Source organism: Aureivirga sp. CE67, from assembly GCF_015767245.1.
Taxonomy (GTDB): domain Bacteria; phylum Bacteroidota; class Bacteroidia; order Flavobacteriales; family Flavobacteriaceae; genus Aureivirga.
This window is the reverse complement of sequence record NZ_JADOTV010000005.1, coordinates 1-19,671: the sequence shown is the minus strand read 5'-3', so window position 1 is coordinate 19,671 and position 19,671 is coordinate 1. Positions and strand designations below refer to the sequence as shown.

The window sequence follows — 19,671 nt, the reverse complement described above, 5'->3', positions numbered from 1 at the left end:
GTTTTCCGATTTCGGTTTCCATTTCTTTTGATTTGATAAATTCCATATTCTGAAATACCTTTGAAAAAAGAAAGATTTGGAAGTAGAAAAACACATAAAAAAAATCATTCATATAGATATGGATGCCTTTTACGCTTCTGTAGAACAATTGGATTTTCCTGATTTGAGTGGAAAACCTATTGCTGTTGGAGGAGGAGGAATTCGTGGTGTGGTTGCTGCTGCAAGTTATGAAGCACGAAAATTTGGTGTTCGTTCTGCAATTTCTGGAGCTTTGGCAAAAGAACTTTGTCCAGATTTGATTTTTGTAAAACCTCGTTTCTCTAGATATCAAGAAATTTCGAAGGAGATTCGGAAGATTTTTTTTGAATATTCGGATTTGGTAGAACCTCTATCTTTAGACGAAGCTTTTATTGATGTTACAGAAAATAAGAAAGGTTTAAGTTCTGCAAGCTCGATTGCTCGAAAAATCCGAGAAGAGATAAAAGAAAAAACTGGATTGAATGCTTCGGCGGGAATTTCGATCAATAAATTTTTGGCTAAAATAGCTTCGGATATTAATAAACCGAATGGACAAAAAACTATTCCACCAGAAGAAGTTGATGCTTTTTTGGAAGAGCTTCCTATCGAGAAATTCTTTGGAATAGGAAAAGTTACTGCAAAGAAAATGTATAGTCTTGGAATATTTACGGGGAAAGATTTGAAAAATAAATCTCTTGATTTTTTGGAAAAACATTTTAAGAATTCTGGGAAACATTATTATTTAATTGTTCGTGGAATTCAGAATAGTGCTGTAAAACCAAATCGTATTCGGAAGTCCATTGCTGTGGAACATACCTATTCTGAAAATCTGACTTCGGAAATTTTTATGATGGAAAAATTGGAGAAAATTGCTAAAGAATTGATTCGAAGAATTGAAAAATCGAAGACGAAAGGGAAAACGATTACGTTGAAAATAAAATACAGTGATTTTTCGGTACAGACTAGAAGTAAAACTTTGGATCATTTTATTGCGACTGAAGAAGAAATCTTGGAGTTGACGAAAATGCTTTTGTATCAGAATGAAATTCTGAATTCGGTTCGTTTGCTTGGGATTAGTTTATCAAATTTGAATACGGAGAAAAAAGAACCACCGAAAAATAGGCAATTACGATTTGATTTTTGAAATGACGAAATGCGCGAGGGATAGCAGCGGCATCCTTTTTTGCTTTTCTTCATAAAGTTGCTTTAGCAAAAAAGATATAGCGGATAGCCCGACCCGAACGCTGAGCGAAGTGCAACGGAGCGAAAAGAAAGGGACGCGCCCAAAAAATTATAATACGTATTTGTAGATGCTGATAAAATGTGAGGCACTTCCGAGAAGAACAAAAACGTGGAAGACTCCGTGGTTATAAGGGAGTTTTCGTAAGGAATAGAAAACTGCTCCGATTGTGTAGAAAACGCCTCCGAGGATTAGCCAGAAAAGCCCTATTTCATGTATAGAATGTGTGAGTGGATGAAATTCTACAAGGAAAAACCAGCCTGCTACTACATAAATCATCGTGGATAGGTTTTCGTATCTTTTTTTGTTTCTCAGTTTTGTGAGAATTTTCATGGTAATTCCGAGAATTGCTACAATCCAGATAAAAATTAATAACCAGATTCCATCTCTTTTTGGCAAACTTAGAAGACAATAAGGTGTGTACGTTCCTGCGATGAGTACGAAAATTGCAGAATGATCGAATACGTTTAGTTGTAGTTTTAAAACTCTGTTGGTTGCTGCATGAAATGAAGTGGAAGCAATGTAGAGAATCAGAAGACTGAAACCGTAAACTAGAGAGGCTGTGGTATAAATTGGTTCTGGATGGGTTTTGGCTTTTTCGTAGAGATAATAAATTGCAAGGATACTCAACACAACTCCGATGGCATGTGTGAGAATATTTACATTTTCTTCTTTTCTATTAAAAAGTGCCTTATCCGATTCCATATTCTAAAAATACGAATAATAAAACTTGAAGAAATTGAAAATAGCGTTAAAATAGTGGTAATAATAAAAGAGGCTATCTCATCTTGAGATAACCTCTTCAATGGTTATGTTTTCCACATAACCAACCAAAAATCAACTAACCAAACTTTATTTTTCAGAACTCTTTCGAGTTTTTATCTTTCTTTCTATTTTATAACGTTCGCGACCTTGATTATCGTCTGTGGAATCTGATTTTTTTCTTAAGAAAGGTGTAAATTGTCTTCCTTGGAAATGATATGTTGTTCCAGATTCTACATGATAAAGAGAAATGGTGGCATCGTTTATAACTGTCAACTCAAATTCTTCATCATTATTAAAGAAATCGTAATCCAAACGTAGGATTTTGAGATTTTCATATCCTTGAACATCAAAGACTTCATAATCTCCTTCGTAATCCCATTGTATTAAATCAATATCCGTACCAATCGGGTCTTGTGAAGAATAAAAAGTTGTTAAATTTTCAGGTGTAAATCTTAAAAAGTTCTCATTATCAAACTCATTTAAGGCACCAACCTGTGAAGTATAGGTCTTTTCCCAGGCTCTATATTCTTGTAAAAAGTATTCTATATTGTCGTAAAATAATCGATCGAAATCGAAATCACTTCGGTGGTAACCTATTAAATAGTAGGAAACATCGTAGTTTTTACTTACTAATCGGATTCTGTTGTTTGCTAATTGGTCTACATAGAAATCGTATCTTCCATCTAAATCATGAAAAACTTCTAATGTTTCTCCAAAAGCATCGTAATATCCTATCTGTACACCAAGACCATTTCCTGTTTGTCCAATTCCTACTAAATTGTTGTTTGCATAAAGTCTTCCGTCTCTAAAAGAAATTGTAAAAGCTTTGGAAAGGAAAGGAATATTATCAGGTCCTTCAGTTCTATCGTAGTCTACATACCAGATAGAATAAGTGTTTAGAAGTTCATCTAGTGTAATTCCTGGGTTTGGTCCATCTCTGTAAAAATCATCATCTACATAACAAGAACTGGCTGTTACTAAGATGAATAAAAGTCCGAAAAAGTATTTTATAGGTTTCATATCTCTCTGTTTTGCGTATTTAAATTCAAATTTTATACCAAATAAATATAGAATTAATTAATTCTTTAAGAATATACTTGTTTTATTTTTAATAAAAGTTTGACAGAGTAGAGGTAAAACCTGTAAAAAAGTGATAATTTTTGAAGATTTATTTTGGGTAGAAAAAATCGTTTTTAAAAATTTAAAAGAGATATTTGTGATTTTTTAAACTCTCCAATAAATTATAAAAGAGGCATAATGATTTTGTAAATACTATAAAGCCCTAATATAAGAACTCCTGTATATAATATATTATTTAAGATATTAAGTGATTTACCAGAATAAGTTAGATTTGTTTTTTCTTTTAGTTTTTTAATTAGTTTTCTTGTACAAGAAATATGATAGGTATTTCCGTTTGAAACTAAAGTAAGAATGTAATAGTTATTAGAAATCCAAAATACTTTTTCTTCAATACTAGCTTCTGTCAAGAAATTAATATTTAGAGCATTGTTGTTGAAATAAATATAATCGTCTTCGATTGTGATTTTTGAAGTAATTGAACCTCCCCAGCCCCACTGAGATTTTTTTGTGTTTTTAATATATTTGATATACATGGTTTTGATTAATTATGATTGCTATTTCAAATATAAACTAGGGGTGTAATATTTATGCTACACGTTAAGGTAGTTTTAGAATTGAAAAAAGCTATCCTAATTAAGGATAGCTTTTAAATATTTTGAATGAACTTAAGCTCTAATAATTCGCTTCATCAGGAAATTGTGCCATAAACTCTTCTGCTTTTGTCACCATGTTTTTACTTCCACAGAAAATTGGAACTCTTTGGTGTAATTCCGTAGGTTGAATATCCATAATTCTTCTGTATCCATCTGTTGCTTTTCCGTTTGCTTGTTCTGCTAAGAAAGCAATTGGATTACATTCGTATAGTAAACGTAGTTTTCCTTGTGGAGCTTTCGTACTTGTAGGGTAAATATAAATTCCTCCTTTGATCATGTTTCTATGGAAATCCGAAACTAAAGATCCGATATACCTTGCAGTATAAGGAGTATTTTCAGCTGGATTATCTAAATGACAATATTTCAAATATTCTTTTACTCCTTGTCCAAATTGCTTATAATTTCCTTCATTGATAGAATAGATATTTCCATTTTCTGGAAATTGCATATTTGGGTGAGAAAGATAGAAAGTTCCGATTGCAGGATTTAATGTAAATCCGTTTACTCCGTGTCCTGTCGTATAAACTAACATAGTAGAAGTACCATAAACAACGTATCCGGCAGCAACTTGTTCGTTTCCTTTTTGCAAGAAATCTTCTTTTGTTACAGGAGTTCCTACTGGAGTTACTCTTCTGTAAATAGAGAAAATTGTTCCTACAGAAACATTTACATCAATATTAGAAGAACCATCTAAAGGATCAATTAATACAACATATTTATTCTCATTCGTATTTTCTTTTCCTTCAATTACTACGAAATCATCTTCTTCTTCACTAGCAATTCCGCAAACAATTTCTCTATTAACAAGTGTTTGCATGAATACATCATTTGCATAAACATCCAACTTTTGTTGTGCTTCTCCTTGAACGTTTACTTCCCCTGCAGCTCCTAATATATCAACTAAACCTGCTTTGTTTACTTCATGATTTACTACTTTTGCAGCTAGACGAATAGAATTGATTAATCTAGAAAGTTCACCAGAAGTATATTTGAAATGTTTTTGGTTTTCAATGATAAATTCTCCTAAGGTAATATGCTTTTTCTTCATTATATACGGTTCATATTGTGTGTTGTGTACAAATATCGCTTAAATTTGCGAAAAAAATAATTTTAGATGCAAATAATCATTCGAGAAGGACAAAAAGAAGATATGCCAGCTGTTTTAGAGCTTATTAGAGAATTGGCAGTTTTTGAAAAAGAACCTGAAGCGGTTGTAATTACTGCTGAAGATCTAGTAAAAGATGGTTTTTCTGAAAATCCATTGTTTAATACTTTCGTTGCTTTAGAAGGTGATGATATTATCGGTGCAGCACTTTTTTATCCTAGATATTCTACTTGGAAAGGAAAGACAATTCATTTGGAAGATTTGATTGTTCGTGAGTCAAAAAGAAAATTTGGTGTAGGAAAAAAACTTTACAATAAAGTACTTGAATATGCCAAAAATGAAGGAGTTCGTCGTGTAGAATGGGTTGTTTTAGATTGGAATCAAAATGCAATTGACTTTTACGAAAAAAGTGGAGCAACTGTTTTTGATGATTGGAAAACAGTACAGATGGACGAGAATGGTTTGAAAAATTATTTTGATAATTAATTTTAATATTTACTTAAAGTTTCTGAAACATGAAGGTTTATAAATTTGGAGGCGCTTCTGTAAAAGATGCTGATTCTGTGCGAAATGTCGGTAGAATTTTACAACATGAAGGATATGAAAACACGCTAATAGTGATTTCTGCAATGGGAAAAATGACAAATGCTTTCGAAAATATTATTGACAGCTATTATTATCAAAAACCTTCGTTGAAAGATGCGATTGATTTTGTATATCAATATCATGCTACAATTATCGAAGATCTTTTTGAAGATTCTAAAGATGTTTTGTTTGAAGTAAATTGCCTTTTTGGTTCTTTAGGAATTTTTATGGGTAACAATACAAGTAAGGATTATGATTTTATTTATGATCAAATTATTTGTTTTGGAGAACTGCTTTCTACAAAAATTGTAAGTTTTTATTTGAATGAAATTGGGGTAGATAATAATTGGTTGGATGTAAGAAATTATATCAAAACAGATATGTATTATCGTGATGCGAAAGTGGATTTTAAATTGACACAAAAAAACATTCAAGATATTGACAGAAAAAGCCTGAATATCGCACAAGGTTTTATTGGAGGAACAGATAGTAATATTACAACTTCACTTGGACGAGAAGGTTCAGATTATACGGCTGCCATTTTTGCATATTGCATGGATGCGGATAGTGTGACAATTTGGAAAGATGTGGAAGGAGTTTTAAATGCAAATCCACAATATTTTGAAGAGACAAGTTTATTAGAATCAATCTCTTATAAGGAAGCAATCGAGATGGCTTTTTATGGAGCTTCTGTGATTCACCCAAAGACTTTAAAGCCTTTAGAAAATAAATTAATTCCACTTCATGTTAGATCTTTCATTAATTTAGAAAAAAAAGGAACAATTGTAAGAAAAGGCACGGATATTGTGCCAAAAATTCCTTGCTTTATATTGAAGAAAAAACAATATTTAGTTTCTATTTCTAAAACAGATTTTTCTTTCATGGTAGAAGAGTCTATAGGAGAAGTTTTTCATTTGTTTCACAAACACAAAGTAAAAGTAAATTTAATTCAAAACTCAGCGCTTAGTTTTTCCGTTTGTTTAGAAGATTCTTTTGAAAATTTTGAAGAATTATTAAGTGATTTGCAGCTAAAATACAATGTAACATATAATGAAAATGTGAGTCTATTTACTATAAGACATTTCACACAAAATTCTATTGAAACAATTGAAAAAGAAAATACTGTTTTATTGAAGCAAATGAGTAAAAAAACGTTGCAAATTATTGTTAAATAAATAGTTTGTATATTGTTTTATATTAAATTAGAATATTTAAAGAATATAAATGAGTTTAATAACACCTAAAGAAATGGCGAAAGCCATTAACCTAGACAAATTCGGAATATTTGGAAATTTTATAGGGTGGTCATTAATGGAAGTTCTAAGAATTTCTACAATTAATAAGATTTATAATAAAAATAAGCATCTAAAAGATTTAGAGTTTTTTACTGCGATATTAGAAGATTTAGAGATTGATTTTGAAATTCCAGAAGAAGATTTAAAAAGGATTCCTAAAGATGGTCCTTTTATCACAGTTTCAAATCATCCTTTAGGTGGAATTGATGGAATATTATTATTAAAAATTCTTGCAGAGAAGAGACCAGATTATAAGGTAATTGCCAACTTTTTGTTACATAGAATTCAACCGATGAAATCTTATGTGATGCCTGTAAATCCATTTGAAAATCATAAAGATGCAAAATCAAGTGTGGCAGGAATCAAAAATGCATTGATGCATATAAGAGAAGGTAAGCCTATGGGAATTTTTCCGGCAGGAGAAGTTTCTACACAAAAAGATGAAAATCTGTTGGTAGATAGACCTTGGGAGCCTGGAGCAGTACGTTTAATTCAAAAAGCAAAAGTTCCTGTAATTCCTATTTATTTTCATGCGAAAAATAGTCGATTATTTTATCTTCTTTCAAAAATCAACGGAACTTTAAGAACTGCAAAACTTCCTTCAGAACTTTTAAAACAAAAAGATAAAAAGATTAAAGTAAGAATCGGGAATCCGATTCCTGTAAAAGATCTTGATCAATATAAAGACTTAGAAAATTTAAGTGACTTTCTTCGAAGAAAAACTTATATGTTGGCAAATCCTTATGTGGAAGATTCTTCGAAATTATTAACACCAAATAATTTAAAATTAAATAAAACACCGAAAGAAATTGTAAAAGGAAAAGGAGATAAGGCAATCATCAAGGAAGTTGAAAAGCTAAGAAAGAAAGATGCTAGAATGATGAAAACCAAAGATTATGAAATTTTCTTTGCAGAAGCTTCGGATATTCCTAGTATTTTACATGAAATTGGTCGTCTTCGAGAAATGACTTTTCGTGAAGTAGGAGAAGGGACTAATGAAGAAATAGATTTAGATAAATATGATAAATATTACAGGCATCTATTTCTTTGGGATAATGAAAACAACAAGATTGTTGGAGCTTATAGAATGGGATTAGGTTCAGATATTTATAAAAAATATGGAGTGGAAGGATTTTATGTGAATTCTCTTTTCAAATTTGATTCTGAACTGCATAAAATGTTTGAGAAAACAATCGAGTTGGGGCGAGCATTTGTTTCTAAAGAGTATCAATTAAAGCCAATGCCTTTATTTTTACTTTGGAAAGGAATTATTCATGTTACGATTAGGTACCCGGAGTTAAAATATCTAACTGGAGGAGTAAGTATTAGTAATCAGTTTTCAGATTTTTCCAAATCATTGATGATTGAGTTTATGAAATCTCATTATTACGATCCATATTTAGCACAATATATTCGTCCGAAAAAAGAATATAAAGTAAAGCTAAAAGATACAGATAAAGATTTCATTTTTGATGTAACGAAAGCAGATTTGAATAAGTTTGATAAAATTATTGATGAAATTGAACCAGGAAACTTAAGAATGCCTGTTTTGATTAAAAAATATATCAAACAAAATGCAAGATTGGTTGCTTTCAATGTAGATCCGAAGTTTAATAATGCAATCGATGGATTAATTTTTATGAAAATTGAAGATATTCCAGAAAGTACTATTAAACCGATTATGGAAGAATTTTTGAAAGAATTGGAAGAAAATCGAGATAAAAAGAAATAAAGAATGAAAAGGTTATCCATTAGGGTAACCTTTTTTATTTTCAAAAACTAAAATAATGATTCAAAATTTTAGTTTTGATTTTTTCTAAAACATAGAATTGTGTTAGGAATTAAAAATTAATTCTAAATTTGAGAGTTTAAAAAGAAGAAGTTATTGATTGTTTAAGTTAATAACTCTAATTATTTATATTAAAAAAATGAGTTTTTTAAAAAAAATGCTAATTGCAATTTGGAGAATTTGGTTCTACACTATTTTTATGTTGACCATTATTATTGCTTTACCTTTATTAATTATAACAACATCAAAAGAATCTTTTTATCCTGCTTTTTTCAAAATAGCGAAGTCTTGGGCTCGAATGATTTTATTTTTAATGGGGTTTCGAGTAAAACTGAATAAGAAATTAAAACTAGATAAAAAACAAAGTTATATTTTCATAGCAAATCATACCTCTATAATAGATATTATGTTGATGCTTTCTATTGTTCCAAATCCTTTTGTTTTTATTGGTAAAGCAGAACTGGCTAAATATCCAATTTTCGGATATTTCTATAGAAGAACGAATATTTTAGTGGATCGTTCAAGTATGAAAAGTAGAAAGAAAGCTTTTGAAGATGCGCAGAATAAAATAAAAATGGGAAGAAGTATTTGTATTTTTCCTGAAGGAATGGTTCCTGATGATGAAAGTGTTGTTTTGGCACCTTTTAAAAATGGAGCTTTTAATATCGCCATAGATCATCATGTTTCTATTGTTCCGATGGTATTTTTAGATTGTAAAAAACGTTTTTCATATACTTTCTTTAGTGGAAAACCTGGTAAGTTAAGAGTGAAAATTTTACCATTTATAAAAACTACAAATTTAGAACATAAAGATAAAAAAATATTAAAAGAGAAATCTTACGATATGATTTACAAAGAATTAATATAAAAAGAAGATTATTTTGCTTATATTTTAAAATCTATCGAAATAAATGGACTAATATTTGCGTTTACAAAATTTCAAAATAGTTATATTATTTAATATTTAATCTGAAATTATATATATGAGGAAATTTATTCTATTATTGGTGATGCTCGTTTCGGTTACAGCATTTTCTCAAACAGCATATAAAGGACAAGGAGACCAAAAGATATCTGCAGGAGTTAATCCTTTAGGAAATAGAAATTCTTTAAAATTGACTTATGATTATGGAATAAGTGAGCCTTTTTCTATTGGAGCTGGAGTTTCTCTAATTACAGGAGGAAAATATAGTGAAGACTTTTATATTTATGCCAGAGGAGATTTTCACTTCGCAAGTTATTTGGAAATTCCTAGACAGTGGGATTTATATACTGGAGCAGAATTAGGGGCAATAGGTTCGGAAACTTTTAATATTGGATTTCATATTGCCGCAAGGTATGCGATAACAAATTCTATTGCAGTCTATACAGAATTAGGATCTAATGGTGCTATTGGGGTTTCTTTTAGTTTATAAAAGAATTTAGAAGAAAATAAGATTTAAAAAGAGCATTGTAGATTGATTGAAGTTTACGATGCTCTTTTGGTTTTAAATAAAATATTTAATTCTATTCTTCTTTTTTATAAACATGTGGATTTTCTCTGACTCCCTTTTTAAAAACTTTTCTTACTCCAGACCTAATTGCTGCATCTACTTTAAGAATTTGATCCTTTACAATTTCTTCAGGTCTTCCTCTAAATTTTGTTACATGAAAACTATCTGTTTCCCTAAATGGTTTCGAAGAAAAATAATAGTTAGAAACACATGATCTTGCTTTATCAGCATTTACAGGGCATACTGAATGCCATGATTGATCATGAGTTGCCATAATTGCTAAACGATTATATCTACTGTAAATAGTTGTTTGAGGATTATTCATTCCATCAGGCCAAACTTCCAAATGTCCACCGTTTTCATCTTTCCAGTCAGGTGTTACATAGAAAAGTAAATTTAAAACTCTCCACATATTTCGATCTTTATCATGTGAATTATCTAAGTGTGGATTTAAGAAGTTTTTATGTCCCATAGAAGAAAGTCCACCTGCATAAAGGTTTTCATCAGGATGAATATCATCTAAATCACATATTTCAGAAACTATTTTAACAACATTAGGTTCTTGAAAGGCGTAAATTACTTCTTCTAATATTGGGTGATAATTATCCATTTGAGCTGCAATATATTTATATTCTCTTAAGCTTTTTCTTAAAATCATATTATTTGTTTTAGGAAAAGATTGATAAATTGCATCTACGATATGTTTTGGTAATAAATCATCAACAAAAAAATATCCAATTTTATCTTTTGATTGATTAAATTTATTTATTGAAACCTCTTTTTCTTCTTCTAACCTTTTACAAATTAGAATACTTAATTCTTTTCTAGTTATGTTTAACATTTGTTTTTTACTATGAATTTATATGTAGTTATAATGATGACTTTAAACAAAAATATACTTTTTGAAGTAAAACAAACTGACAATTGTTTTATTTTTTCAATAAGATTGATTTATAAATTTAATAAGCTTAGTTAATATGTTATATTTGCTTTTAGAATAGAAATAGGTACATGAAAGAATTAATAAGGTTATTTAAAAATTATTATATGCTAGATGTTTTTAGAATGTTGAGAGATATGCTATTAACGAAAATATTTTTTCCTTCTTCTGTAAGAATGATAAGACAACCTGCATATATTATTGGAAAAAAACACATAAAGTTTGGACAGAATTTTTCTTCTGGTAATATGCTACGTTTGGAGGTTTTAGATAAAAATTTTGTAAGACATAATGTAGATTTTGATGGAAAACCAGAATTAATTTTTGGAGATAATATTACTTTAAATAATAATGTTCATATTGGAGTATTAAATAAAATATCTATTGGAGCTAATACTTTAGTAGCTAGTAATGTGTTAATTATTGACCATAATCATGGAACATATATTGGAGATAATCAAGATTCTCCTTTAATTTCTCCAAAAGATAGAAAAGCAATTCCCAAAGAAGTAATCATAGGTAAGAATGTCTGGATTTCTGAAAATGTATCTATACTTCCTGGTACAATTATTGGTGATGGCTGTATCATTGGTGCAAATTCGGTAGTTTCAGGGAAATTTGAAGAGAATTTAATAATTGCCGGGACACCAGCTAGAGCATTAAAAAAGTTTAATGATAAAACAAATTCTTGGGAAAGAATTTAAAACTACTTATTTTACAAAAAGACCCACAAATATATAATGACATTTACAAATAAAATTGTTGTATCAGGTATTAATTTTACCGAAGGAGGCCCCCTTTCAGTAATGCAAGATTTCTTAGACAGAATATCTCATATTTATGCAGATAAATATGAAATTATCGCTCTAGTACATAAGAAAACCTTGTATTCAACTCCAAATGTTACTTATATTGAATTTGAAGATTCAAAGAGTAGTTGGCTAAAGAGAATGAAATACGAATATTCGTATTTTAAAAAACTTTCTAAAGAACTTAAGCCTAAATATTGGTTTTCGATGCATGATATGACACCTAATGTATTTTGTGAAAAGCAATTTGTTTACTGTCATAATTCTGCTCCTTTTTTTAAACCAACCAAAAACGATTGGAAATACGGGAAAACAACAGCAATTTTTTCTTTATTTTATATTTATTTGTATGGAATTAATATCAAGAAAAATACAAATGTAATCGTTCAACAAGATTGGTTACGTAAAGAATTTCATAAAAAATGGGGTCTGGAAAATGTTGTGGTAGCATATCCTTCTATTGAGTTTAAAAAGAAAGAAATTTCGGAGGAAGTTAAAAAACAAAAGAATGATAAAGTACAATTATTTTATCCTAGTTTCCCAAGGTCATTTAAAAATTTTGAGATTATTTGTGAAGCTTTCGAAAAATTAGATAAAGAGTTTCAAGATAAAATAGAAATAAAATTAACGATTGATGCTTCTTTAAATTCTTATGCTAGTTTTGTTGTAGAAAAATATAAACATTTAAAAGGTTTACAGTTTATTGGTTTACAACCTAGAGAAAGAGTTTTTGAATTATATGAAGAGTCAGACGCTTTAATTTTTCCATCTAGACTAGAATCTTGGGGTTTACCTATTACTGAATTTAAAGAGTATGATAAACCTATTTTCCTTGCAGATCTTCCATATGCCCACGAAACGCTAGGGGATTATGATAAAGTAGTTTTTTTTGATCCTTATAAGGCAGAAGAATTAAAAAATCATTTGGAAAATTTTGTTGCAAAAAAACTAAATTTTACAAAACATAATGCGAAAAAAATCGTTAATCCTCATGTTGTAGGTTGGGATAATTTATTAAACCATTTGATTCAGTAAAATTTTTAAATGAAAGAGCTAATTTCAGAAAAAAGATTCGACATTATAAGTTTAATAGTAGTCGCTTTTTTTCCATTTTATAAAAATGCATTATCGTCTATTTCTATTATTGTTTTTTCTGCTGTCACTCTCGGGTGTTTTATTTATTCAAAGCAAAAAATTCAAAAGCTAGATGTTCGTAATTTATTTATAGTAACTGGATATTTTTTATATTCAATTTTAAGCCTTTCTTATTCTTCAGATATTAAAGAAGGATTTTCTGAATTAAAAACAAGCGTTCCTATATTACTTTTTCCTTTAATTTTATTTCTTTTTGGAGGTAATATTTCTAGAAAACATTTGAAATATATTACTTTTTCTTTTGTTATTTCCTGTTCTTTACAAGCTATTTATATACTTTCACAATTTTATTCACACGGGTTATTTAATAAAATTGGAAATGCACAATTCTATAATTTACCTTTTAGAGAACTGATATATAAACTTGATTATATGAAATTTCATCCAAGTTATCTTTCTCTTTGGTTACTTTTTGCAGTAATGATTTCAGTTCATTATTTGTTCGAAAATTATAGAGATACAAAACTATATCAGAAATTATTACTTTTTATATCAATTGCACTTTTGTTATTTGTATCAATTGCATCTTCAGCCAAAATATCGATTATCGCTTTTGGTTTCGCAATGTTATATTTTTTGTTTTCAAAAATCAAAGGATGGAAAATGAAGCTTGTTGGTGTTATAGCTTTTTTAACAATTTCTGTTGTTGCAATATTTAAGATTCCTTTTTTGAAAGTAAGATTTGTAGATGAAATAAAAGTTACAAAGTTCGAACCACCTGTTGGAAATACGCATAATTCGATTAATATTCGATTTGGTATTATGAAATGTTTTTCTGATGTGTTCTCAGAAAATTGGTTGTTTGGTGTTGGTATCGGGGATGCACAAGAAAAGTTAAATGAATGTTATAAGAAAAAAATTAATTCAAAAGTATTCCATGGAGCATCCTATAATACACATAATAATTATTTTCATTATGCTTTAATTACTGGAGTTATAGGTTTATTCTTATTTATAATAGCTCTAATTTTTCAATTCAAGTTGGCATTCTCAAGTCAGAATGTTTTATTTGCATGCTTTTTAATAATGGTAGCAACAAGTTTTCTTGTAGAAAATGTATTAGTAAGGAATCATGGAGTAGTGTTTTATGCATTTTTCAGCTCACTTTTTATCAAATCAAACCAAAATGAATCAAAATTATAGCGTTTCTGCTACAATTGTATTATACAATAATAACCTAGAGAAGTTAAACAAAGCAATTCAAAGTTTTCTTAATGTAGAGAATGCTTCTATTTTATATCTAGTAGATAATTCTCCTACAAAAATTTTTGAAGGTAAATTTAATCATCCAAAAATCGATTATATATATACAGGGCAAAATTTAGGTTTTGGTAATGGGCACAATTATATCCTAGATAAACTTAATTCTGACTTTCACATTATTTTAAATCCAGATGTTTATTTTGATGCAATTCAATTAGAAAAGATGATTGAAAAATTAATTCAAAATGAAAAAGCAGGAGTGTTAGGACCAAAAGTTTTGTATCCAAATGGAGAATTACAACCTTCTATCAGAAAATTTCCTACAGTTTTTGATTTAATCATTCGTAGATCTGGACCATTCAAGAAGTTTTTTAAAAAAAGAATTGAAAGTGAAGAATATTTAGATCAAGATATCGATAAAATATCACAAGTGGATTATGTTTTAGGTTGCTTTCAATTATTCAAAACACCAGTTTTTAAAGAATTGAAAGGTTTTGATCCAAGATATTTTATGTATTTAGAAGATATTGATATTTGTAAAGAAGTTTACAAACATGGCTATACTGTGATGTTTAGTCCAGATACACCAATTTATCATTATTACGAAAGAGCATCTTCTAAAAATTTATCGCTTTTCATGGCACATATAAAATCAGCTTTTCAGTACTTTTGCAAATGGATTTAAAAATTAAGAAAACTAACAGCTAATTTTGAACAAAAGATATTCCATATTTATAATACCTATTTTAATCATTAGCCATTTATTTATTTTAAATGGAATTTTTTATTTTTTGATTAAAAATAACTACTGGAATTTAGAATCTATATTAGTCTATAATATAGGTTGGCTGTATACATCATTAATTTTTAATACTTATAGGATTAGAAGATATTCTAAATTATCGATAATCATGTTCAACTTTTTGAAACATGCCTTCGTGTTTAGTTTTTTATTTTTCGCTTATTTTGGAGTAACGAATAAATTTATTGATGTAGATAGAAATATCAATGTTTTACTTCTTACTTTTTCAATTCAATTTATTTTTAGTTATTTATATATTTTCGCATTAAAAAAATATAGAATTGAAGGAGGAAATATTCGAAAAGTTGTGATTATTGGAGAAAATCAAAGCGTAGATTTATTGAGAAACTTTTTCAATAAAAATGCAGAATACGGATATAAATACCAAGGTTTTTTCTCAGAGACAAATAAAGAATGTAGAAATAAGTATTTAGGTAAAGTAGAAGATTGTTTTGATTATGTTTTAGATAATAAAATTGATGAAATCTATTGTTCTATTTCAAGCCTGAGTACAAAAATGGCTGAAAAAATTGTCGATTTTGGAGATAACAATCTAGTTTTGGTGAAATTCGTTCCAGATGCAACCAAAATGCTGCATAAAACAGTTTTAGAATATTACGATTATATCCCAATTCTTTCTAGAAGAATCCTTCCTTTTGATAATTCATTTAATAAAGGTTTAAAACGTTTATTTGATATATTATTTTCGCTTGGAGTAATTGTTTTTGTACTTTCTTGGTTAATACCAATTTTTGCAATTCTGATTAAGTTAGAATCTAAAGGAAAAGTATTTTTCAAACAAACTCGTGATGGACTGAATGGATCTACTTTCGAATGTTACAAATTTCGTTCGATGAAAGTAAATAACGATTCAGACAAAAAACAAGCAACTCGTGGTGATGCAAGAATCACAAAAATTGGAAGTTTTATGCGTAAAACAAGTATTGATGAACTTCCACAGTTTTTTAATGTACTTAAAGGAGATATGAGTATTGTCGGGCCAAGACCACATATGGTACGACAAACCAAAGAATATAGTAAGACTGTAAATAAATATATGGTTCGTCATTTCGTAAAACCAGGAATTACAGGACTTGCACAAGTAAAAGGATATCGAGGAGAGATTGAAACAAAACATGATATTGATAATCGTGTTCGTTTAGATATTTTTTATATTGAAAATTGGTCTTTTTTATTAGATTTAAAAATAATTTTGCTGACAGTTACAAATGCAATTGAAGGCGAAGACAAAGCATACTAAAACAACAACACAAAACAACACAACAATGAATATTTTAATCTTAGGTTCTGGAGGAAGAGAACACGCAATTGCATGGAAAATCATGCAAAGTCCAAAAGTAGAAGAGTTATTTATTGCTCCAGGAAATGCAGGAACTGCAAAACTTGGAAAAAACATCGCTATCAATCCAGAAGATTTTCAAGCAGTAAAAGAATTAGTTTTAGAAAACAATATTTCTTTAGTAGTAGTTGGTCCAGAAGCTCCTTTAGTTGCTGGAGTTCACGATTTCTTTTTAGCTGATGAAGAATTGAAAGATGTAAAAGTAATCGGACCTCAAAAAGAAGCTGCACAATTAGAAGGTAGTAAAGAGTTTGCGAAAGAATTTATGATGCGTCATAATATTCCAACAGCTGCTTACGAAAGCTTCACAGCAGAAACTTTAGAAGATGGTTATAAATTCTTAGAAACTTTAAAAGCTCCTTATGTTTTAAAAGCAGATGGTTTAGCTGCAGGAAAAGGTGTTTTGATCTTAAATGATTTAGACGAAGCTAAGAAAGAATTAAAAGAAATGCTTTCGAACCAAAAATTCGGAGATGCAAGTGCAAAAGTTGTAATCGAAGAGTTTTTAGACGGAATCGAAATGAGTTGTTTCGTTCTTACAGATGGAAAAAACTATGTAACACTTCCAAATGCTAAGGATTATAAAAGAATTGGTGAAGGAGATACTGGATTAAATACTGGTGGAATGGGAGCTGTTTCTCCTGTACCTTTTGCAGATGATGCTTTCTTAGAAAAAGTAGAGAATCAAGTAATCAAACCAACAATCGAAGGTCTTCAAAAAGATAATCTTCCATATAAAGGTTTTGTTTTCTTTGGTTTAATTAAAGTAGGAGATGAGCCAAAAGTAATTGAGTACAACTGTAGAATGGGAGATCCAGAAACAGAAGTTGTAATGCCAAGAATTCAATCTGATTTCGTGGAATTATTAGAAAAAACAGGAGAAGGAACTTTAGATACAGCTACAATCGAATTTGTACCAAAAAGTGCAACTACAGTAATGTTAGTTTCAGGAGGATATCCAGAAGCTTACGAAAAAGGAAAAGAAATCTCAGGATTAGAAAATACAAGATATTGTATGGCTTTCCACGCAGGAACAAAATTAGATGGTGATAAAGTTCTTACAAATGGAGGACGTGTAATCGCTGTTTCTGCCTATGGAAATGATTTCAAAGAAGCTTTAGAAAAGTCGTACGAAAATGCGAAAGAAATCAGCTTTGATGGAGTTTATTATAGAAAAGATATAGGTTTTGACTTATAAGAAAATATTGATTGCTCCATTAAATTGGGGATTGGGACACGCTTCTCGGTGTGTCCCAATTATCAATCAACTTCTTAAAAATAATTTCGAACCAATTATTGCTAGCGACGGAAATGCGCTAAAACTTCTTCAAAAAGAATTTCCAAACCTAAAATCATACAAACTTCCTTCATATAATATAACTTATTCCAAAAACAGTTTTTTTTTCAATTTACATCTTCTATTAAAAGCACCACATATTTGGAAAGCTGTCCAGCAAGAAAAAAAACTAGTAGAAGAAATTATTCAGAAAGAAAATATTCAAGGAATTATTTCTGATAATCGTTTCGGAGTTTGTCATTCTTCGACTCCTTCAGTTTACATCACTCACCAAACTACCGTCTTTTCTGGGATTACTACTCCAATCACAACATTTTTTCATCAAAACATCATAAAAAAGTTCAACGAATGTTGGATTCCAGATGATGAGAAAACAAGGATTTCCGGAAAATTGAGTTTTTCTTATAGAAATCTTAACCAAAAATTTATTGGAACTTTAAGTCGATTTCAAAAACAAGACATACCAACTCAAAACGATATTCTGATTATTCTTTCAGGACCAGAACCACAAAGAACTTATTTAGAGGAAATTTTAAAAGAGAAGTTTCAAAACACAAAAAAGCAGGTTTTAATGATTAGAGGAATTATTACAAAAGAAAATCAAACAACACAAATTTTATCAAATTTTAAAATCAAAGATTTTCTACTAACCAAAGAACTAGAAAAAGAACTCAATCATAGTAACCTTATCATATGTAGAGCAGGCTATAGCTCTATTATGGATTTATACAAACTAAACAAAAATGCGATTCTAATTCCAACACCAAATCAAAAAGAACAAGAATACCTAGCAACTTATCTTCAAAAAAAGGATTTATTTACTTCAATAAAACAATCAAAACTAAAAGATTTCGATTTCGAAAATTTCAAAGTAGAGAAAGAGCAAAAGTTGCAGAAAATAACTTCCAAAATAGATTTTTCTATTTTTCGATAAAAAAATAACGGTTTAAGGTTATTGATAAAGATTTAATTAAAAATTACTTTTACGAAAAATCAAATTATAACTTAAACGAACATGAAAAAAATTGCTTTATTACTCCTATTACTAAATTGTACAATCAATTTTGCACAAAATAAAACCTACACAGATAAGGATATCGTTTTTACAATCAAAAATCAAGAAATAAGTTTTGATCAGCTAAAAATAAAAGATCTTAAAAACTATTTAGGAGGTTGCAAAGGTATCATACATAATAATTATGATGATGGTTTTATTTTTATCTATAACGATTCAACTATCGATTGGACAAGCATAACTTATGGAAATGATATCTTTTTTACAGTCCCTTCATGTTCAGAAAATTTTTCTCTAGATGAAATACCACAAAATGAAGATAAAATACATATTATTTCTTTTTCATTACAACATTATGGAACTAAATTAAAATTTAAAGGAAGAGAATTTAAAATGTTTCAAAAGGTAGATAGAAAAGAATTAGAATCTTTTTTTGGTCAAAAGTTTAAAGGAGATACAATAATAATTTTTCACGAATCATATGACTCAACTGCATTTGCAATTAGATTGAGTTCACGAAATACGATAGAAGAAATAGCAATATATACAAGTTAACATTATAGCGTTCCCCTCCGTCAAAACTCCGGGTCGGGCTTTCCGTTTTTAGTTTTGTTCTTCAAAAAAAGAATTTCTAGATCATCCGTTGGCTTCTTAGGTCGCCTCCGTTTCCCAAGAACTTCTAATTTTTGAAAAACAAAAGCTAACCACTCCAATCCCTAACGCACTTACAAATACAATATAATATATTCGCATTGCGAATATACCCACAAAAACTCCCCTCCTTTTAAAGGAGGGGTAGGGGGTGGTTAAATTTTTTCACACCCAACCCACTGAAAACCAAACCCTCTCCAAAAACAATCAAAAATAAATGCAAAAACTTTTCAAAAAGGCTTGCAGGAACGAATAATTCACGTACATTTGCATCCGCTAAAACAAACAAAGGCAACGGCGTTTGTAGCAGCAAAAAGTTCTAAAACAAGGTTGAAAAAATAATTTTTAAAAAAGTTTTGAAAAAGACTTGTCAGAATAAAAAAAGTTATTACATTTGCAACCGCTAAAACGGAAAG

Annotated in this window: 19 protein-coding genes; 14 read left to right on the top strand and 5 right to left on the bottom strand. The window is 29.3% G+C overall.

From position 1 onward, the window contains the following. Nucleotides 1-76 precede the first annotated feature (76 nt). Nucleotides 77-1,162 carry a DNA polymerase IV gene (gene dinB / locus I0K12_RS08125; protein ID WP_196886920.1) on the top strand — a complete coding sequence of 362 codons (1,086 nt, stop codon included), beginning with the start codon at nt 77-79 and terminating at the stop codon, nt 1,160-1,162. A gap of 147 nt (nt 1,163-1,309) precedes the next feature. On the opposite strand, the gene trhA is transcribed toward dinB, so the two are convergent. The 4 genes from trhA to fbp all read right to left on the bottom strand — a co-directional run bounded on the left by trhA (nt 1,310) and on the right by fbp (nt 4,804). Beyond that, nucleotides 1,310-1,963, bottom strand: a complete 654-nt coding sequence (gene trhA / locus I0K12_RS08120; protein ID WP_196886913.1) for a PAQR family membrane homeostasis protein TrhA — start codon at nt 1,961-1,963, stop codon at nt 1,310-1,312. Nucleotides 1,964-2,110: 147 nt separating this feature from the next. Next, nucleotides 2,111-3,043, bottom strand: a complete 933-nt coding sequence (locus I0K12_RS08115; protein WP_196886912.1) for a hypothetical protein — start codon at nt 3,041-3,043, stop codon at nt 2,111-2,113. Between the two features lie 221 nt (nt 3,044-3,264). Then, nucleotides 3,265-3,636, bottom strand: a complete 372-nt coding sequence (locus I0K12_RS08110) for a hypothetical protein (protein ID WP_196886911.1) — start codon at nt 3,634-3,636, stop codon at nt 3,265-3,267. Between the two features lie 139 nt (nt 3,637-3,775). Beyond that, the gene (gene fbp / locus I0K12_RS08105) at nt 3,776-4,804 is read right to left on the bottom strand and encodes a class 1 fructose-bisphosphatase (RefSeq protein WP_196886910.1); all 1,029 of its coding nucleotides are present in this window, start codon (nt 4,802-4,804) and stop codon (nt 3,776-3,778) included. Nucleotides 4,805-4,876: 72 nt separating this feature from the next. Between fbp and I0K12_RS08100 the strand changes: the two genes are divergently transcribed. The 5 genes from I0K12_RS08100 (at nt 4,877) to I0K12_RS08080 (ending at nt 9,945) form a co-directional block, all read left to right on the top strand. Beyond that, nucleotides 4,877-5,347, top strand: a complete 471-nt coding sequence (locus tag I0K12_RS08100) for a GNAT family N-acetyltransferase (protein WP_410548826.1) — start codon at nt 4,877-4,879, stop codon at nt 5,345-5,347. A 29-nt stretch (nt 5,348-5,376) separates the two neighbouring features. Continuing rightward, complete coding sequence (locus tag I0K12_RS08095) at nt 5,377-6,621, top strand: aspartate kinase (protein ID WP_196886908.1); 1,245 nt, start codon at nt 5,377-5,379, stop codon at nt 6,619-6,621. Nucleotides 6,622-6,670: 49 nt separating this feature from the next. Beyond that, nucleotides 6,671-8,473 carry a GNAT family N-acyltransferase gene (locus tag I0K12_RS08090; RefSeq protein WP_196886905.1) on the top strand — a complete coding sequence of 601 codons (1,803 nt, stop codon included), beginning with the start codon at nt 6,671-6,673 and terminating at the stop codon, nt 8,471-8,473. Nucleotides 8,474-8,669: 196 nt separating this feature from the next. After that, nucleotides 8,670-9,398: a lysophospholipid acyltransferase family protein gene (locus I0K12_RS08085; RefSeq protein WP_196886903.1), complete on the top strand. Its 729-nt coding sequence runs from the start codon at nt 8,670-8,672 to the stop codon at nt 9,396-9,398. A gap of 115 nt (nt 9,399-9,513) precedes the next feature. Next, complete coding sequence (locus I0K12_RS08080) at nt 9,514-9,945, top strand: hypothetical protein (RefSeq protein ID WP_196886901.1); 432 nt, start codon at nt 9,514-9,516, stop codon at nt 9,943-9,945. Between the two features lie 91 nt (nt 9,946-10,036). Here the strand turns inward: I0K12_RS08080 and I0K12_RS08075 are convergent, their stop codons facing one another. Beyond that, on the bottom strand, nt 10,037-10,864 hold the full coding sequence (locus I0K12_RS08075) for a 2OG-Fe(II) oxygenase (RefSeq protein WP_196886899.1): 828 nt from the start codon (nt 10,862-10,864) through the stop codon (nt 10,037-10,039). Nucleotides 10,865-11,034: 170 nt separating this feature from the next. Here I0K12_RS08075 and I0K12_RS08070 point away from each other — a divergent pair, with 170 nt between their 5' ends. From I0K12_RS08070 to I0K12_RS08035, 8 genes are all read left to right on the top strand, one after another. Then, entirely contained in the window at nt 11,035-11,667 is a 633-nt protein-coding gene (locus tag I0K12_RS08070; RefSeq protein WP_196886897.1) for a DapH/DapD/GlmU-related protein, read from the top strand. 36 nt (nt 11,668-11,703) lie between these two features. Next, complete coding sequence (locus I0K12_RS08065) at nt 11,704-12,807, top strand: glycosyltransferase (protein WP_196886895.1); 1,104 nt, start codon at nt 11,704-11,706, stop codon at nt 12,805-12,807. 9 nt (nt 12,808-12,816) lie between these two features. Continuing rightward, complete coding sequence (locus I0K12_RS08060; protein WP_196886893.1) at nt 12,817-14,070, top strand: O-antigen ligase family protein; 1,254 nt, start codon at nt 12,817-12,819, stop codon at nt 14,068-14,070. Continuing rightward, nucleotides 14,054-14,815 carry a glycosyltransferase gene (locus I0K12_RS08055; RefSeq protein ID WP_196886891.1) on the top strand — a complete coding sequence of 254 codons (762 nt, stop codon included), beginning with the start codon at nt 14,054-14,056 and terminating at the stop codon, nt 14,813-14,815. The genes I0K12_RS08060 and I0K12_RS08055 overlap by 17 nt, the downstream gene beginning before the upstream one ends. A 25-nt stretch (nt 14,816-14,840) precedes the next feature. Further along, on the top strand, nt 14,841-16,193 hold the full coding sequence (locus I0K12_RS08050; protein WP_231372721.1) for an undecaprenyl-phosphate glucose phosphotransferase: 1,353 nt from the start codon (nt 14,841-14,843) through the stop codon (nt 16,191-16,193). A 25-nt stretch (nt 16,194-16,218) separates the two neighbouring features. Continuing rightward, on the top strand, nt 16,219-17,490 hold the full coding sequence (purD, locus tag I0K12_RS08045; RefSeq protein WP_196886889.1) for a phosphoribosylamine--glycine ligase: 1,272 nt from the start codon (nt 16,219-16,221) through the stop codon (nt 17,488-17,490). Then, nucleotides 17,480-18,523, top strand: coding sequence for a glycosyltransferase (locus I0K12_RS08040; protein ID WP_196886887.1), 1,044 nt, complete (start codon nt 17,480-17,482; stop codon nt 18,521-18,523). Before purD ends, I0K12_RS08040 begins: the two co-directional genes overlap by 11 nt. A gap of 81 nt (nt 18,524-18,604) precedes the next feature. Then, nucleotides 18,605-19,159 carry a hypothetical protein gene (locus I0K12_RS08035; RefSeq protein ID WP_196886885.1) on the top strand — a complete coding sequence of 185 codons (555 nt, stop codon included), beginning with the start codon at nt 18,605-18,607 and terminating at the stop codon, nt 19,157-19,159. Nucleotides 19,160-19,671: the final 512 nt, after the last annotated feature.

Coding starts and splice junctions, on each gene's coding strand:
- trhA (WP_196886913.1), bottom strand. CDS start 1,963: ATGGAATCGGATAAGGCACTTTTTAATAGAAAAGAAGAAAATGTAAAT.
- I0K12_RS08115 (WP_196886912.1), bottom strand. CDS start 3,043: ATGAAACCTATAAAATACTTTTTCGGACTTTTATTCATCTTAGTAACA.
- I0K12_RS08110 (WP_196886911.1), bottom strand. CDS start 3,636: ATGTATATCAAATATATTAAAAACACAAAAAAATCTCAGTGGGGCTGG.
- fbp (WP_196886910.1), bottom strand. CDS start 4,804: ATGAAGAAAAAGCATATTACCTTAGGAGAATTTATCATTGAAAACCAA.
- I0K12_RS08095 (WP_196886908.1), top strand. CDS start 5,377: ATGAAGGTTTATAAATTTGGAGGCGCTTCTGTAAAAGATGCTGATTCT.
- I0K12_RS08090 (WP_196886905.1), top strand. CDS start 6,671: ATGAGTTTAATAACACCTAAAGAAATGGCGAAAGCCATTAACCTAGAC.
- I0K12_RS08085 (WP_196886903.1), top strand. CDS start 8,670: ATGAGTTTTTTAAAAAAAATGCTAATTGCAATTTGGAGAATTTGGTTC.
- I0K12_RS08080 (WP_196886901.1), top strand. CDS start 9,514: ATGAGGAAATTTATTCTATTATTGGTGATGCTCGTTTCGGTTACAGCA.
- I0K12_RS08075 (WP_196886899.1), bottom strand. CDS start 10,864: ATGTTAAACATAACTAGAAAAGAATTAAGTATTCTAATTTGTAAAAGG.
- I0K12_RS08070 (WP_196886897.1), top strand. CDS start 11,035: ATGAAAGAATTAATAAGGTTATTTAAAAATTATTATATGCTAGATGTT.
- I0K12_RS08065 (WP_196886895.1), top strand. CDS start 11,704: ATGACATTTACAAATAAAATTGTTGTATCAGGTATTAATTTTACCGAA.
- I0K12_RS08060 (WP_196886893.1), top strand. CDS start 12,817: ATGAAAGAGCTAATTTCAGAAAAAAGATTCGACATTATAAGTTTAATA.
- I0K12_RS08055 (WP_196886891.1), top strand. CDS start 14,054: ATGAATCAAAATTATAGCGTTTCTGCTACAATTGTATTATACAATAAT.
- purD (WP_196886889.1), top strand. CDS start 16,219: ATGAATATTTTAATCTTAGGTTCTGGAGGAAGAGAACACGCAATTGCA.
- I0K12_RS08035 (WP_196886885.1), top strand. CDS start 18,605: ATGAAAAAAATTGCTTTATTACTCCTATTACTAAATTGTACAATCAAT.